The sequence below is a fragment of the Bacillus sp. hwrm1 genome (genome assembly GCF_040207805.1).
Lineage (GTDB): Bacteria > Bacillota > Bacilli > Bacillales > Bacillaceae > Bacillus > Bacillus velezensis.
Window position 1 is genome coordinate 2,942,248 of sequence record NZ_CP157943.1, and the last position, 14,040, is coordinate 2,956,287.

The window sequence follows — 14,040 nt, forward strand, 5'->3', positions numbered from 1 at the left end:
GGGAAGGTTTGCTTGATTGATTCATGGTGATCCTTCCTTTCCTTATGTCATATATGCCAGTTTATGCCGAAAGTGACGGTAAGTTGCTGGTGGAACCGCCTTATTCCTGCAGAAGACGGGAAACCGCAGCTTCAATGATCCCGGCCGCGCCGGCTATGGCTAACAGCAAAATCAGCCATTGCGCAGCCTCGGGTATCACAATCTGCGCCGCAATTAAAAAGGCGGCACACCACACGCCCGTACACCAGTAGCAGCTGAGAAGTTCACCGATAAATGCCCTGATGCCTTTTCCTTTTATGACAATGTAGGTTTCTGTCGTGCCGTCTGGTGCGGTTTCTGTTTTTTCCTCGTGAAAAAGGCTCCGAAGCGGTGCCATAATGGTGTCAAATACGAAAAGCCTGGCCAGCCGGAAAACGGCAAACGATAACAGAATAAATGAAAGCCAATTGATAACCACCTGTTCACTCCTTTTCAAAACTTGACCTCTTTATACATATGCGAAAACCCTGATCTTCATGAATCGCACCTTGTCCGGTAAAAAAATAGGTGCGGTTTAGTTGTTTTTCTTATTCCGCTCGGCGTTTCATTTGCATTATATAGAGTATGAATGAGAAAGGAGTGAAGGTTATGTCGTTTGAAGAAAAAGTCGAAACACTGCAACCGCAAATATACGAACAATTATCCAACGAATTCGAGCAGACGATCGAAGTGATTGATTGCGAAAATGTCACAATAGATACAACACATATAACGGCCGCTCTTTCTATACAAGCCTCAGTTACTACGGCGATTATCCTCGCGACACAGCTCGCGATCGCAGATGAAGACACAGCCGACCAAATCGCAACCGAACTGCTGATCCTGGATGATTGCCAAATAAAAAAGAGGACCGTCATTCAAGTCCTGAACAGCCGCAATATTAAAATCACACTGACAGCAGACGATATCATGGCCTTTGTACAAATTTTGTTTCAATTATTAAATATACTTTTTGCTGAACTAGACATCCTTTAACCTTTCTTTTCAAATATTTAAATAGAGGTGAGAACAAATGGCAGATAACGAAAAATTAAAAAAAGAACTCGAAAATCTACCAGAAGTGGATCCGCTTTTAAAGGTGCTTGTCAGCAATGTCTTCAAAAAACACGGCGTGACAAAGGATAAAATGCGGGATATCCCTGATGAAGAAAAAGAAATGCTGATCGCATTAGTCAAAGACATGCAGGCGAAAACAGAAGCTTTTCTTGAAAGCCAGAAACAGAAAAAAGAGCAGGAAAAAGCGCAAGAACAGCAGACAAATCCGCAAACCCGCAGAGAACAATTAATCGAACAGCTCCGGCAAAGACGCCAAAATCCCGGTCAATAACTAAAAAATAGTGATTTTTATCAGGATAGATGCCTGAGTCAAAGTAAGGGGCCGGCTCATTTAATAATAGTAAAAGAAAAGGAGGAATAGATATGGAAAGCAGACCATACTCTTGGGTTGCACTTGATCCTGAATGCGAACATCCGCGAGAAGAAAAAGAGGAAAAAGAAGGCAGAAGATGCAGTGTTTGCTGTAACGGAAATGGATTCGGCGAAGATAATGCCTTCATCGACCAAGACCTGGCACAGGCGAATCTCAACAAACAAGTTTCTGAAGAAGCGATTATTATCAGAGACTCTTGTGATATTAACGTGACATCGACAGATATTCAGGCAGTCACTTCAGTCATGACAGCTCTTAATGCAGCAGTCGTAACAGCCACTCTCACTTCAATCGCTGACGGAGTCATCGCTGAATTGGTCGCACAAGACTTATTGCAGCTAACAGCTAACAAACAAATCAACCGTCAAAAACTGCTCATCGAAAACTCCCGCGGCGTAAACGTGACAACAGTAGATGCCGATATCGCAACATTGATTTCTACAGCAACAAATACACTGGTTGCCATCTTAGTCATCACCCTCGTCCTCTAAAAAGAAAAAGCAGAGCTAAAAATGCTCTGCTTTTTCTTATTTTCTCCGCATATGATGAATATATAGACGTTCACCCACACCAAGTGAGGCTCGCGTACATATGTTGTTAAAGACAAAAGTCAAATACCCTAAAAGAAGGAGCTGAAATCCATGAGCTGCGGAAAACACCATGGCCGAGATGAAAGTTGTGTATGCGATGCAGTCGAGAAGATTTTAGCAGAACAAGAGGCTGTTGAAGAACAATGCCCGACTGGATGCTATACGAATCTTTTGAGCCCGACGATTGCAGGTAAAGACACCATTCCGTTTCTCGTATTTGATAAAAAAGGCGGATTGTTCTCCACATTCGGGAACGTCGGAGGATTTGCGGATGACAGCCAGTGCTTTGAGTCCATTTTCTTTCGTGTAGAAAGACTATGCGATTGCTGCGCGACGCTGTCAGTATTGCGCCCCGTAGATGTGCACGGCGACACCCTCAGCGTCTGCCATCCTTGTGATCCTGATTTCTTCGGTTTAGAAAAAACAGAATTTTGCATTGAAGTTGATCTGAGCTGCTTCAGCGCCATTCAGTGCCTTTCACCGGAGCTTGTTAACCGGCCTGAGCCGCACAAAGAGAAAAAGCATCACGGATAGTCATTGATTCGCATCTTTTCTAAAGAGAATCCCCTTCCAATCTTCTATTACAGATGCAATCATCAGCCCGCCCGGACTTCCGGGCGGCTGACTCTCCGATATCGTTTAATCCGGTCCCATTTAAAACGTTAAGGCAGGAGGGATATTATGAACCAGAAAACAACATACTGTGTGCGTGAAGCGGTAGAAAATATTGAAGACCTGCAAAATGCGGTCGAAGAAGATTGCCCGACAGGCTGTTATTCTAACCTTTTATCTCCGGCTTATACATTAGGCAATACAGTGCCGTTCGCCATCTTCACCTCAAAATCGAAACCGTTCACCGCATTCGGAAACGTCGGCGAGCTGGATAACGGTCCGTGTTTTAATACCGTTTTTTTCAGAGTTGAAAGGGTCTGTGACGGCTGTGCCACATTAAGCCTGCTTATTGCTTTTGATGAGCATAAACACATTCTTGATTTTACAGATAAAGACTCTCTCTGCGATGTATTCCGTTTAGAAAAAACGAACTATTGCGTTGAAGTCGATCTTAATAGCTTCTGCGCCATCAATTGCCTGAACCCGAGACTGATCAACCGCACACATTCTTAAATCAAAAAGCATAAAAATAAGCTGCCGGATTACAGAATTCAGGCAGCTTTTTGTATGGTTAAAATCCAAGCGGATGCAGCGAGGTGATATCGTCTATTGCGAGTTCTGCCGGCGCTCCGTTGCTTGTCGTCCGCAGGAAGATCGCATTATTTTTTCTGCCGACGATTACGCCTCTGTAGGTTTTCCCGTTGGCTTCTATCAGACAAAGGGTCCGCGGCATATTATGCGGCAGCTTCGTTAAGAAATCAATTTTTTCAAGAATGGACATTCTGCTCATCGGCTTTTTCACGCGCTTTGGCGGAACCTTTTCCTCTGGGGCGGCATTGTGAACCGCTTCAGGCTCTTTTTCAGCGGCGTCAGGCTTGGCAGTGTCCTGCTCCGCTTGCGCCGGAACTTCTTGAACGGCTTCTTCTGAGCGGCTGTGCTGTTCAGGTACTTGCTTTTCTGGTTCGACAGCCACTGCTCCTTCAGGCTGAGTTTTACATTCTTCCTCCCGCTTTCCATGCATCGGCTCTTCTTCCGGCGGCTGCGGCGCTTTCCTTTTTTTGATTAATATGTCCTGCATTGATGATTGCGTGTCTGAATAATCCGCCTGAACAATATACATGAGCGGTTTTTTTTCCGCGTTTCTGTTTTGTTTTGACATCTTCATCCCTCCGATTCTGTCATGTTTTATTTATATGACGGAATGATTAAAATCAGAAGAAAGAAAAAAGCAATCCCTGAAAGGGACTGCTTGTTATTTAACGTGCGATAATATGGAATCCTGAATCCACGTGAAGATTTTCGCCCGTGATGCCTCTTGACAGGTCACTGAACAAGAATGCAGCCGTGTCGCCCACTTCTTCAGGTGTTGTCGTGCGGCGCAGCGGCGCGCGCTCTTCAATTTCTTTCAGGATAGAGTTGAAATCACTGATTCCTTTTGCAGACAGCGTACGGATCGGCCCTGCTGAAATGCTGTTGACGCGGATGTTTTCTTTTCCTAAGTCAGCGGCTAAATATCTCACGCTCGCATCAAGAGACGCTTTTGCCACACCCATTACGTTATAGTTTGAAACGACGCGCTCTCCGCCGAGGTAAGTGAGTGTAACGATGCTTCCGCCTTCAGTCATAATCGGACGCGCCGCTTTTGCGACCGCTGTCAGAGAGTAAGAACTGATGTTATGCGCAAGCAGGAATCCTTCGCGGTTCGTATTTAAATATTCGCCGACAAGCTCTTCTTTGTTTGCAAACGCGATGCAGTGCGCGATGCCGTGAATCACGCCGACCTGCTCTTTAATGCTTGCAAAGCAAGTTTCGATCTCAGCGTCATTTGTCACATCACACGGAAGGATGATGGAATCATTTCTTTCTAATGTAGCCGCAAGGTCATGAACTGATTTTTCCAAGCGCTCTCCCGCGTAAGTGAAAATGAGGCGCGCTCCGGCTTCATGCAGCGAACGGGCGATTCCCCATGCGATACTGCGTTTATTGGCAACGCCCATCACAACGATGTTGCGGCCTTCAAGTGAGAAATTCATATGTATAAAGCCTCCTGTAATCGTCTTAAAGACATAGTTTTAGTACCTGATCTTAATTTTTATCATACCATAACCTTGTCCAGATTGAAAGCATGGGAAAAAGACCGCGGATGTTGACGCGGCCTCTTTTTTATCTCGTCTGCAGACTGTTCCTTTTAAAGGCAAAATGATTGGTCGGGCCGTGTCCCGCTCCGATGCCGAGCGTATGTTCCACGGCTTCCCGCACAAAATTGACGGCTGTCTCAAACGCGGTCTGAATGTTTTTCCCCTTTGCCGTTTCCGCCGTCAGCGCGGCTGCGAACGTGCAGCCTGTTCCGTGGGTGTGTTTCGTGTCAATATAAGCGTGGCTTATTTGGGTAAAAGACGAACCGTCAAATAATAAATCAACGATTCTCCCCTGTTCAGGCTGATGTCCGCCTTTTATGATGACATGCTTTGCCCCAAGCTTGTAAAGGCGTTCGGCCGCTTTTTTCCGGTCCTCAAACGTGCGGATTTCCATCCCCGTCAATACCTCAGCTTCCGGAACATTCGGCGTCACCGCATAGCTGCGCGGAATTAACAGCTCTTTTAACGCGGCCTGAGATTCCTCACGCAGCAGGGAAGCGCCTCCTTTGGCAATCATGACGGGATCGGTGATGAGATGATCAAGCCCGTACTGATCCGTTTTTTCCGCAATTTCCGCAATCATTTCCGCGCTCCACAGCATTCCCGTTTTTACAGCGTCAGGCCGCAAATCTTCCGCCACCGCGTCAATCTGGCTGCCCAGCGCCTCCCGGGTGAGCGGATAAATGCCGTGAACGCCCAACGTGTTCTGGGCGGTTACCGCTGTAATGGCTGACATCCCGAAAACGCCGAGCTCCTGAAAGGTTTTGAGATCCGCCTGTATACCGGCGCCGCCTCCTGAATCTGATCCGGCAATCGTCAATGCTTTGCATATGCTCATGATGTTTTTCGCTCCTTTCGCATTATCCGATCCATTTATGATAAAAAGATTTCGCTCTGCTGATATCACTTGTGCCGTGTATTAATGCTCTGCCGTCACGAAACAGTACCATCTTGAAATTGTCTGTGCAAAACGAAATTAAATACGGGTTGGCTGAAACATCAAGCCCTGCCCGTCTGAGCTGTCCCGCAAGGTTTTGCAGATCAAACTGTTCGGAAATCCCCGTTCTGATCTGCACCGTGTTCCGTCCGCACAGAACCGCCGCCTTTGTCTGATTTTCATAGGATAAAAACGGAAAATCGTTTGTGCCGCAGCTTGGGCAATCAGCCGACTTAAGACGGGCGACGTTTATTTCTGACCGTTCATTTTTCCATAAATCAAAGGAACGGAGAACATGCTCGATAGATCCGCCCGTTAACAGCTTCAGCGCATCTGCTGCCTGAAAAACGGCCGTCTGCAATACAGCCGGGCTGATGATTCCCGCCGTATCGCATGTCATACCGCCTAAAGGCAATGTCTCAAGCAGACAGTGAAGGCACGGCGTGACACCGGGAATGACGGTAAAAGAGAGCCCGTAGCTGCCGACACAGGCGCCGTACAGAAAGGGAATCCCTTTCTGCACAGCAGCATCGTTCACAATCAGTCTCGTTTCAAAGTTGTCGGCGGCATCCACGATGAGGGAGGCGCCACGAATCAATCCGGGTGCGTTTTCCGCAGTGACATCCATGACAAATCCCTCGACCTCTACATCGCTATTTATAGATCGAAGCCGTTTTTCAGCCGCCGCGGCTTTCGGCATTTCCTGTCTGACATCGTCTTCGGTATAAAGCTGCTGGCGCTGGAGATTACTCCACTCCACATAATCTCTGTCAGCGACCGTTACCTTCCCGACCCCTGCTCTGACAAGCATCTCCGCACTTGCCGTCCCAAGCGCACCCGCGCCGATAATCACGGCATGAGATGACCGGAGCTTCTCTTGGCCGGAGGGACCGATCGGCTGAAACAGCTCCTGTCTGGAATATCTGTCCGTCATACCGGAAGACCGTCTCGCGGACTGCTTGCAGTTCCGTAATCTTTCACCGGAATTCTCCCCGCTTCATAAGAAAGACGGCCCGCTTCTACGGCAAGCTTCATCGCCCGGGCCATTTTGACCGGATCATCAGCGCCTGATACAGCGGTATTTAACAGCACGCCGTCAGCCCCGAGCTCCATCGCGTAGGCGGCGTCTTTTGAAGATCCGACGCCGGCATCGACAATGACCGGCACCTTCGCCTGTTCAATGATAAAAGAAAGATTCAGCGGATTTAAAATTCCCTGACCGGAACCGATCGGCGAAGCGCCCGGCATAATGGCATGCACCCCGAGCTCCTCAAGGCGTCTTGCGAGCACGACATCATCTGACGTATACGGAAGCACGATAAATCCCTCTTCGAGCAGCTGTTCTGATGCTTTCAGCGTTTCAACCGGATCTGGCAAAAGTGACCGGCTGCATCCGATGACTTCTACTTTTATCATGTCACAAAGCCCTGAAGCTTTGGCAAGCCTTGCGATTCTGACCGCCTCTTCAGCCGTTGCGGCGCCGGCCGTATTCGGCAGAAGCGTGTATTTAGACAAATCAAGCTGTTCGAGAAAGTTAGGCTGAGACTCTTCAAAGATGTTCATCCGCCGCACCGCAAAGGTTAAAATATCTGATTCCGAGACAGCCACCGCCTCTTTCTGAATCTCAAAACTCGGATATTTTCCCGTTCCTAACAGCAATCTTGACTGAAACTGTTTTCCGCCTATTGTTAACATCCTCATCCGCCTCCTACAAAATGGACAATTTCTATGACATCGCGGTCACACAAACTCGTATTTTCATAATTCTTTTTTTCAATGATTTCTTTATTTCTCTCCACAACTACGATTCTTTGATCAAGCTGGTACGATTCAAGCAAATCCTGAACCGTCCCCTCATTTCGATTCCAATCAATTTGTTTTCCGTTCAGCTGAAGGATCATATATGAACAGCCTCCTTGCGATCAATTCGAAACGCTTCTTCCCATTCCTGCTTAATCTGTCTTTCCAGGATCATATCCCGCACCATTTCAGCCGTTGCCGGCGCCAACAGGATGCCGTTCCGAAAATGGCCGGCAGCGAAGATGATGCCGCTGTCTTCAGGATGCCGCCCAATAAACGGCTTTCCGTCTCTTGTTCCCGGCCTGAGACCCGCCCAAAACCGGTCTATTTTCATATGTTCGATGGCGGGAAGCATGGTTTTCGCTTTTGCAATGACGGCCTCAATTCCTCCGATGTCAGGCGTATCGCTCCAGTCGCCCTGTTTCATCGTGGCGCCGATGACAAGCCGGCCGCTTTTTCTCGGGACGACATAACAATGATCATGGTAAAGGGTTTTGGTCAGCGGGAAATCGTCATTCCACACGGAAAGGCATTCTCCTTTCACAGGAAAAAAAGGCTGTCCCAAGCCGAGCTGGCTGAAAAACCGGCCGCTCCATACCCCGCTTGCAACTGCGACTTTGTCAGCATAGACATCCCCGCCGGATGTTGTGATGCAATATTCTCCGTTCACCCGTTTTACGGAGGTGACTTGTGTATGCTCATATATGTCAGCGCCATAGCGCCGCGCCCCTTTTGCATACGCTTTGCAGACATAGTACGGTTCGACATGGACATCGTCTTTTATAAAACTTGCGCCGAGAATGTCTTTTGAAGCGTAAGACTCTTTTTCAAGGGCATCTTCCGCTGAAAGCCAGGTGACGGAAGGCAGATCATCCATCTTCCGTAGACGGGCGATATCTTCTTCGGTATACGCCAGTTTAAGCATTCCGCCGTTATGGCGCCTGATGTCAATGCCGCAAGCTTCCTCAAGCTCTTGCCCCGCCGCTTCATACAGCCTTTGACTGTGCATGGCAAAATCAAAAAACGCATCCCGGTTTTCACATTCCGCATGAGCGCCCAGCATTCCCGCGGCAGCGCTTGTCGTTTTTCGGCCGACTTCTCCGGCTTCAAACAAGACAACGTTCTGCTGCGTCTTCGCCAGCTCATAAGAAATGGCGCACCCGATAATTCCGCCGCCGATCACCGCCGTATCATAGTGCTTCTTCATAATCGGCCTCCCTTACCGCGCGTGCATACCGCTTTGCCGCCTCCTCAGGATTTTCAGCTGAGAAAATACCTGACATGACGGCAATTCCGTCCGGTTTCGCCTGCTTTGTGTGTCCGATCGTCTGCATTGTCATTCCGCCGATTGCGATGACGGGGATGGAAAGCGTGCGTTTGATCTCTGAAAGCAGGCTGATGCCTCTTGCTTCAAGTCCTTGTTTACATTCGGTTTCAAATACATGGCCGAACACCACATAATCCGCATCTTCCTTTTCAGCTTGGATGGCTTCTTTCAGCGAATGAACCGAACGTCCGATATGAAGATGGGGAAATCTGCTTCGCACCTGCTTTACGGAAAAGCTGCGGGACGGAAGCTGAACACGGTGTATATTGGCAAAAAGCGCGATATCCGCCCTGTCATTGATGATCAATTTGTCCTTATCCGCACCGCCCTTTTTCAAAAGGGTCAAAAGCTGCATGATTTCTCCCGCTGTTTTATCCCGCTCACGGATATGGATAAAGCTTACTTCGCGCTGAATCGAAAGAATATCCTCGGCCAGCTCGGCAACGGGTTTGCGATTATCAGTTACCGCGTGCAGCTCCAAAAGATTCCACCTCTTTTCCGCCCTTCTCGGACCAGCCTTCTTTTTGATAGGCCATTCCCCAAAATTGATATTCATAATAGCTTGAAATCACAAAATTCTCTTTCATTTTCGCGCGGATGTCCTCTGTGCTGTTTTCAGCAATCTCGTCAAAACGGCTGATCTGTTCTTCGACTTGCTGTCTGAACCAGTCTCCGCCGTATGTACCGATCCATTTTTCATAAATCGGATGCTCCGGTTTGCACTCCTTTAAGTGTTCGCCGACTTCATAATAAAGCCAATAACAGGGCAGAAGCGCAGCTAATATTTCTCCAAAATTGCCGCTCATCACCGATCTGTACATATGAGACGTATAAGAATAGGCGGTCGGTGCCGGTTTAAATGCCGCACGCTCTTCTTCCGTAATCCCTAAAAGTTCCGTAAACTCGCGGTGCAGCGCCATTTCCGCTTCATATGTCCCTTGAGCGTGGCCCGCCATCCTGCCCGTCGTAAACAAGTCTTCGGCATATGCGGCGCCGAACGCCTGAACTTTTGCAAAATGCGTCAAATAGTAGGAATCTTGCAGCACGTAATAGCTGAAACGGTCTATCGGCAGGCTTCCGTCACCGATTCCCGTTACAAACGGATGAACAAAACTTCCGTCCCACCATTCGGCAGCCGCCAGTCTGCATTCTTCAGAAAATGTCATCATGTCTTCCCCCCTGATAAAATAAAAAAACCACTTTCCCGCATCGGAAAAGTGGTTTGGAATTTAAATGGATAAAAGGAACCCCAAAAAAATACCGCTCCACTTCCCTACGCAGGTCTGAACCTGTTCAAGTTATGAGGGTCTAAAAGTCTCACTTTTATCTCAGCCCTTATGAAGGACACCCCTAGTGGTCATACGATTAATGATTTATTTGTTATGCCTTCTATATTATCACGAATTGCAATTTGGTCAAGCTTCAAGGATTTTTCTCAGTTCCGACACGTAGTTGCGCGAGCCCGTGACGATGAGACGGTCTCCTGTTTTCAGCCGCGTGTCTCCGTGCGGAACGATGCTGTCCACACCTCTGAAAATCCGGACGAAAATCACATCGCCCATCAGCGGAAATTCCCGCAGAATGATGCCGTTATACGCCGGGTTTTCCAGATTGATCTGATATAACGAAGACTCCTCATTCGTCAGGAGGCTCATCACGCCCGGCGCCTCAATTAATGCGCGCAAGAGCGTCTTTGTAGACAGAAGGATAGAAAAAATACTGATGCCCTCTTCTTTCAGTTTTGTTTCATGCTCAACCGAGCCGACGCTTGCGATGATACGCTCAGTCCCTTTCTCTTTCGCTATTAAGGCGATTTCAGCGTTCACATCTTCATTTCCCGTCGCCACGACAAGAATATCCGTTTTGAAAATACCGTGCGACTCAAGCGTGCCGGGCTCGTAATCAGAAATCGTGTCAACCGAAAAAACAGATTCCGCAAGCGTTTCTCCGGCATTTTCCTGATACACATGGACGACCCGTACTTCATATTCCTCATCGGGCAATTCCAGCGTAACAGGAAGCGTCATTTGGTTGGCGCCGATAAATGTAATGCGCTTTTTTTCCTGCGGCGCACTTTGCCGTTTGTATAATTTCTTAAAGCCGATCGGCGTGATGATGCTGGCAATAACCGCAACTAAAGTCAACGCGCCGGACATATTGGCGCTGATAATGTGGAGCCTTTCTCCAATCGTAGCCGCCGCGATAACAAGCGACAGCGTGGACGTCAGCAAAAAGCCCGAAGCAAACACGGTTCTTTTGTCATACCATTTCTTTAAATAAAACACCGGAAACATTTTGCTGATAAACAGCGCAAGCAGAAGCAGCGGAATCATCGTTAATGTTTTCGGATCTTGGAAAAGCGTCCAAATGTCCAATTTCACCCCGACCATGACGAAAAAGATCGGAATTAAAAACCCGTAGCCGAAGGAATCCAGCTGTTCCACCATTTCTTTATTCGGAGACAGAAGCGATACCAGAACGCCTGCCAAAAACGCGCCGAGAATATTTTCCGCCCCGAGAGATTCCGATAAAGCGACAAGCACGATAATCAGTGTGAAAATGGCTCTCGTGCCGATCTGCACGGTGCCTTTAGACATCGACTGCACAAATGAACGGTGTTTAAAGATCCTGCCGAAGAAATACAGCACGACCCCCGCGGCAAAGAGAATCAACAGAAGCCACATATTTCCGCTGTCTTCTCCGTAAAGAGAAGAGAAGAAAGCGAGCAGAATCATCGTAGCCAAGTCCGCGATAACGGCGACAAGCAGGATGATCTGGCCGATATTGGAGTTCATGATCCGTTCTTCCTTTAAAGTCGGGACCACCACACCGAGTGATATCGTCGAAATAATAAGCGTCATTAAAAATGCGTTTTGAATAAAACCGGCTAATACAAAGGCATAGGACAGCAGCAATGATAAAATAAAGATGCCGAAAAAGATAATCAGTGCGGCAGAAAACGTGTTGGGCGCTTCCTTGCCGTTCGGAAGGAATTGTTTTTTCTTCCCTTTCTCAAATGAAGAAAAATCAATTTCCAAGCCGCTTAAAAACATTAAAAAGATAAAGCCGAGAACAGACAGCGTCTCCAGCCACGTGTCTCCCTGAACGACAAGATTCAGGCCGCTTTTTCCGATAATAAGCCCCATGATGATCTCCGCGACGACGACGGGGATGCTGAGCTTAAACCGATGTAAAAGGAGCGGCGTCAAAAAAGCGACGATCAGAACGACGACTAAAGATGCGACTGATGTGTGTTCCATTCGTAAATACCTCCTTAAAACAAGGGTTATAAAAAGCGGGCGAAACCTTACTTTTTTTTAAAAACATAACGCATATTCTAACAAGGCTGAACGCGAAAAAAAAGTGATAAGGCTTTATTTCTTTAATTCTTTTTTTAATTTGTGCAAAAACAGCGTAATTAGGTATAGGAATTAGCCCCATAATAAATAAAAAAACGTTAATAAGGAGGCAGACACGAATGGCTTATGACATCATCAGCGATATACACGGATGTTATGACGAAATGATCGCGTTAATGCAAAAGCTCGGATATGAAGTCAAAGACGGAACGCCCGTTCACTCTGAAGGCAGGACGCTTGTCTTTGCGGGGGATTTAACGGACAGAGGCCCAAAATCCGTAGAAGTGATGCGTTTTGTGGCAAAAGCATATGAAAAAGGAGCCGTCCGTTATGTCCCGGGAAATCATTGCAACAAACTGTACCGTTACTTAAAAGGAAACCCCGTAAAAGTGATGCACGGACTGGAAACGACGGCAGCCGAACTGAAAGAGCTGTCTCCCGCCGACAGAACGGAAGTCTCCAGACAATTTATCCGATTATATGAGTCAGCGCCGCTTTATGACATTTTACATAATGGCGATCTCGTTGTCGCCCACGCCGGCATAAAAGCTGACGATATCGGTAAATACTCGCGTAAGGTAAAAGAATTTGTTCTGTACGGCGATATCACGGGTGAAACGTATCCCGACGGCAGACCCGTCAGAAGAGACTGGGCCGCCGCTTATGAAGGCAAGGCATGGATTGTTTACGGCCATACCCCGGTAAAACGCCCCCGGATCGTCAACCGTACAATCAACATTGATACAGGATGCGTCTTCGGCAATCAACTGACAGGCTTTCGCTTTCCGGAGCATGAAACCGTCTCTGTGGAAAGCTCAATGCCCTATGATGCCTCACGATTTCGCGAGGATCACGGAAGGCAGGCATGAAAAAAAGCCCGAAACCGGCAAACGGTTCGGGCTTTACATTTGTTCAATTAATGTTTTCATATCGTCAGGCACCGGAGCGTGAAAAACGAGCGTTTTTCCGGTCATGGGGTGTACGAATGAAAGCCGCTCACTGTGAAGAGCCTGCCGCGCAATTCCCTCATTTTTTCCGCCGTACAGTGTATCACCGACTAACGGGTGGCCGAGGTAGCTCATGTGCACCCGGATTTGATGCGTCCGCCCCGTTTCCAGCCGCAGGGCTGCAAGCGTAAACGCATGTCCCGCTTTTTCCGTTTGAAAATGCGTCACCGCTCGTTGTCCCTCCGGCGTTACCATCCGCTCAATAATACTGTCGTGTTTTCTTCCGATGGGCGCGTCCACCGTTCCTTCCTTCTGAGGCATGATCCCGTGTACGACAGCGAGATACCGCCTGCTGACAAGCCCCTTCTTCTGTGCTGCCGACAAAAGAGAATGGGAAAGCCGATGTTTGGCGATCAGCATCGCCCCCGATGTATCCCTGTCAAGGCGGGTGACAAGATGAACCGTTGATTGTACGCCGCTTTTTCGGTAGTGGCTGATCACTCCGTTAGCGATGCTCTCCGACGGGTGTTCTCTTGATGGAATTGAGGAGACATACGGCTGTTTATTGACCACAAGCACATGGTCATCTTCATAAAGAATATCAAGGGGAACCGGCTCAGGCAAAAGCGTTTCACTCACATGCTCCTTCGGAAATTCAATCTTAAGCACGTCTCCTTCCGCTAACACGGCGCGGACGGTTACATGCTCTCCGTTCACAAGCAGGTCTCCCCCGCCGAATTTAATGTCAGCGAGAAGCCGCTTTGAAATGCCGAGCAGAGCCGTATATTCTTTTACCGTCATGCCGGCTTCCCGGGCAGTCATGTTCTTTTGGATAAAAAAGTTGTCCAATCCGTTTCCTCTT

The 14,040-nt window shown here is 48.0% G+C and carries 18 protein-coding genes and 1 riboswitch; of the genes, 6 read left to right on the forward strand and 12 right to left on the reverse strand.

Features of this window, described 5'->3' with window-relative positions; translation table 11 throughout:
• Positions 1 to 100 precede the first annotated feature (100 nt).
• Positions 101 to 457, reverse strand: coding sequence for a DUF1360 domain-containing protein (locus ABK447_RS14635; RefSeq protein ID WP_015388440.1), 357 nt, complete (start codon positions 455 to 457; stop codon positions 101 to 103).
• 170 nt (positions 458 to 627) lie between these two features.
• Here ABK447_RS14635 and ABK447_RS14640 point away from each other — a divergent pair, with 170 nt between their 5' ends.
• From ABK447_RS14640 to cotZ, 5 genes are all read left to right on the forward strand, one after another.
• A complete protein-coding gene (locus ABK447_RS14640) occupies positions 628 to 1,014 on the forward strand; it encodes a spore coat protein (RefSeq protein ID WP_003154992.1) in 387 nt (128 codons plus the stop codon).
• Between the two features lie 37 nt (positions 1,015 to 1,051).
• Positions 1,052 to 1,366, forward strand: coding sequence for a spore coat protein (locus ABK447_RS14645; protein ID WP_070081638.1), 315 nt, complete (start codon positions 1,052 to 1,054; stop codon positions 1,364 to 1,366).
• A 92-nt stretch (positions 1,367 to 1,458) separates the two neighbouring features.
• Complete coding sequence (cotX, locus tag ABK447_RS14650; protein WP_015417225.1) at positions 1,459 to 1,959, forward strand: spore coat protein CotX; 501 nt, start codon at positions 1,459 to 1,461, stop codon at positions 1,957 to 1,959.
• Between the two features lie 150 nt (positions 1,960 to 2,109).
• Positions 2,110 to 2,592, forward strand: a complete 483-nt coding sequence (gene cotY, locus ABK447_RS14655; RefSeq protein ID WP_061890540.1) for a spore coat protein CotY — start codon at positions 2,110 to 2,112, stop codon at positions 2,590 to 2,592.
• A gap of 147 nt (positions 2,593 to 2,739) precedes the next feature.
• Positions 2,740 to 3,183 (forward strand): spore coat protein CotZ, encoded by a 444-nt coding sequence (gene cotZ / locus ABK447_RS14660; protein WP_061890539.1) that lies wholly within the window; start codon positions 2,740 to 2,742, stop codon positions 3,181 to 3,183.
• A 58-nt stretch (positions 3,184 to 3,241) separates the two neighbouring features.
• Here the strand turns inward: cotZ and ABK447_RS14665 are convergent, their stop codons facing one another.
• The 10 genes from ABK447_RS14665 to ABK447_RS14710 all read right to left on the reverse strand — a co-directional run bounded on the left by ABK447_RS14665 (position 3,242) and on the right by ABK447_RS14710 (position 12,132).
• Positions 3,242 to 3,829, reverse strand: coding sequence for a CotO family spore coat protein (locus ABK447_RS14665; protein WP_311776348.1), 588 nt, complete (start codon positions 3,827 to 3,829; stop codon positions 3,242 to 3,244).
• A gap of 97 nt (positions 3,830 to 3,926) precedes the next feature.
• Positions 3,927 to 4,703 (reverse strand): enoyl-ACP reductase FabI, encoded by a 777-nt coding sequence (gene fabI, locus ABK447_RS14670; protein WP_221664027.1) that lies wholly within the window; start codon positions 4,701 to 4,703, stop codon positions 3,927 to 3,929.
• A gap of 130 nt (positions 4,704 to 4,833) precedes the next feature.
• On the reverse strand, positions 4,834 to 5,646 hold the full coding sequence (gene thiD / locus ABK447_RS14675; RefSeq protein ID WP_221664029.1) for a bifunctional hydroxymethylpyrimidine kinase/phosphomethylpyrimidine kinase: 813 nt from the start codon (positions 5,644 to 5,646) through the stop codon (positions 4,834 to 4,836).
• A 22-nt stretch (positions 5,647 to 5,668) separates the two neighbouring features.
• A complete protein-coding gene (gene thiF, locus ABK447_RS14680; RefSeq protein WP_221664034.1) occupies positions 5,669 to 6,679 on the reverse strand; it encodes a thiazole biosynthesis adenylyltransferase ThiF in 1,011 nt (336 codons plus the stop codon).
• A complete protein-coding gene (gene thiG, locus ABK447_RS14685; RefSeq protein ID WP_007610655.1) occupies positions 6,676 to 7,446 on the reverse strand; it encodes a thiazole synthase in 771 nt (256 codons plus the stop codon). Before thiG ends, thiF begins: the two co-directional genes overlap by 4 nt.
• A complete protein-coding gene (gene thiS, locus ABK447_RS14690; RefSeq protein WP_007409096.1) occupies positions 7,443 to 7,646 on the reverse strand; it encodes a sulfur carrier protein ThiS in 204 nt (67 codons plus the stop codon). The genes thiG and thiS overlap by 4 nt, the downstream gene beginning before the upstream one ends.
• On the reverse strand, positions 7,643 to 8,752 hold the full coding sequence (thiO, locus tag ABK447_RS14695; RefSeq protein ID WP_100001369.1) for a glycine oxidase ThiO: 1,110 nt from the start codon (positions 8,750 to 8,752) through the stop codon (positions 7,643 to 7,645). The genes thiS and thiO overlap by 4 nt, the downstream gene beginning before the upstream one ends.
• Positions 8,736 to 9,353, reverse strand: a complete 618-nt coding sequence (gene tenI, locus ABK447_RS14700; protein ID WP_100001716.1) for a thiazole tautomerase TenI — start codon at positions 9,351 to 9,353, stop codon at positions 8,736 to 8,738. The genes thiO and tenI overlap by 17 nt, the downstream gene beginning before the upstream one ends.
• On the reverse strand, positions 9,331 to 10,038 hold the full coding sequence (gene tenA / locus ABK447_RS14705) for a thiaminase II (protein ID WP_007409099.1): 708 nt from the start codon (positions 10,036 to 10,038) through the stop codon (positions 9,331 to 9,333). Before tenA ends, tenI begins: the two co-directional genes overlap by 23 nt.
• An 87-nt stretch (positions 10,039 to 10,125) precedes the next feature.
• Positions 10,126 to 10,234, reverse strand: a riboswitch (TPP riboswitch).
• A gap of 53 nt (positions 10,235 to 10,287) precedes the next feature.
• Positions 10,288 to 12,132 carry a monovalent cation:proton antiporter family protein gene (locus ABK447_RS14710; protein ID WP_025284561.1) on the reverse strand — a complete coding sequence of 615 codons (1,845 nt, stop codon included), beginning with the start codon at positions 12,130 to 12,132 and terminating at the stop codon, positions 10,288 to 10,290.
• 218 nt (positions 12,133 to 12,350) lie between these two features.
• Here ABK447_RS14710 and prpE point away from each other — a divergent pair, with 218 nt between their 5' ends.
• Complete coding sequence (gene prpE / locus ABK447_RS14715; RefSeq protein WP_007409101.1) at positions 12,351 to 13,100, forward strand: bis(5'-nucleosyl)-tetraphosphatase PrpE; 750 nt, start codon at positions 12,351 to 12,353, stop codon at positions 13,098 to 13,100.
• Positions 13,101 to 13,133: 33 nt separating this feature from the next.
• Here the strand turns inward: prpE and ABK447_RS14720 are convergent, their stop codons facing one another.
• Complete coding sequence (locus ABK447_RS14720) at positions 13,134 to 14,027, reverse strand: RluA family pseudouridine synthase (RefSeq protein ID WP_015239575.1); 894 nt, start codon at positions 14,025 to 14,027, stop codon at positions 13,134 to 13,136.
• Between the last annotated feature and the right edge of the window lie 13 nt (positions 14,028 to 14,040).

Excerpts from the sequence above, each read along its gene's own strand:
- ABK447_RS14640 (WP_003154992.1), top strand. The coding sequence starts at position 628 with ATGTCGTTTGAAGAAAAAGTCGAAACACTGCAACCGCAAATATACGAA.
- ABK447_RS14645 (WP_070081638.1), top strand. The coding sequence starts at position 1,052 with ATGGCAGATAACGAAAAATTAAAAAAAGAACTCGAAAATCTACCAGAA.
- cotX (WP_015417225.1), top strand. The coding sequence starts at position 1,459 with ATGGAAAGCAGACCATACTCTTGGGTTGCACTTGATCCTGAATGCGAA.
- cotY (WP_061890540.1), top strand. The coding sequence starts at position 2,110 with ATGAGCTGCGGAAAACACCATGGCCGAGATGAAAGTTGTGTATGCGAT.
- cotZ (WP_061890539.1), top strand. The coding sequence starts at position 2,740 with ATGAACCAGAAAACAACATACTGTGTGCGTGAAGCGGTAGAAAATATT.
- ABK447_RS14665 (WP_311776348.1), bottom strand. The coding sequence starts at position 3,829 with ATGTCAAAACAAAACAGAAACGCGGAAAAAAAACCGCTCATGTATATT.
- fabI (WP_221664027.1), bottom strand. The coding sequence starts at position 4,703 with ATGAATTTCTCACTTGAAGGCCGCAACATCGTTGTGATGGGCGTTGCC.
- thiD (WP_221664029.1), bottom strand. The coding sequence starts at position 5,646 with ATGAGCATATGCAAAGCATTGACGATTGCCGGATCAGATTCAGGAGGC.
- thiF (WP_221664034.1), bottom strand. The coding sequence starts at position 6,679 with ATGACGGACAGATATTCCAGACAGGAGCTGTTTCAGCCGATCGGTCCC.
- thiG (WP_007610655.1), bottom strand. The coding sequence starts at position 7,446 with ATGAGGATGTTAACAATAGGCGGAAAACAGTTTCAGTCAAGATTGCTG.
- thiS (WP_007409096.1), bottom strand. The coding sequence starts at position 7,646 with ATGATCCTTCAGCTGAACGGAAAACAAATTGATTGGAATCGAAATGAG.
- thiO (WP_100001369.1), bottom strand. The coding sequence starts at position 8,752 with ATGAAGAAGCACTATGATACGGCGGTGATCGGCGGCGGAATTATCGGG.
- tenA (WP_007409099.1), bottom strand. The coding sequence starts at position 10,038 with ATGACATTTTCTGAAGAATGCAGACTGGCGGCTGCCGAATGGTGGGAC.
- ABK447_RS14710 (WP_025284561.1), bottom strand. The coding sequence starts at position 12,132 with ATGGAACACACATCAGTCGCATCTTTAGTCGTCGTTCTGATCGTCGCT.
- prpE (WP_007409101.1), top strand. The coding sequence starts at position 12,351 with ATGGCTTATGACATCATCAGCGATATACACGGATGTTATGACGAAATG.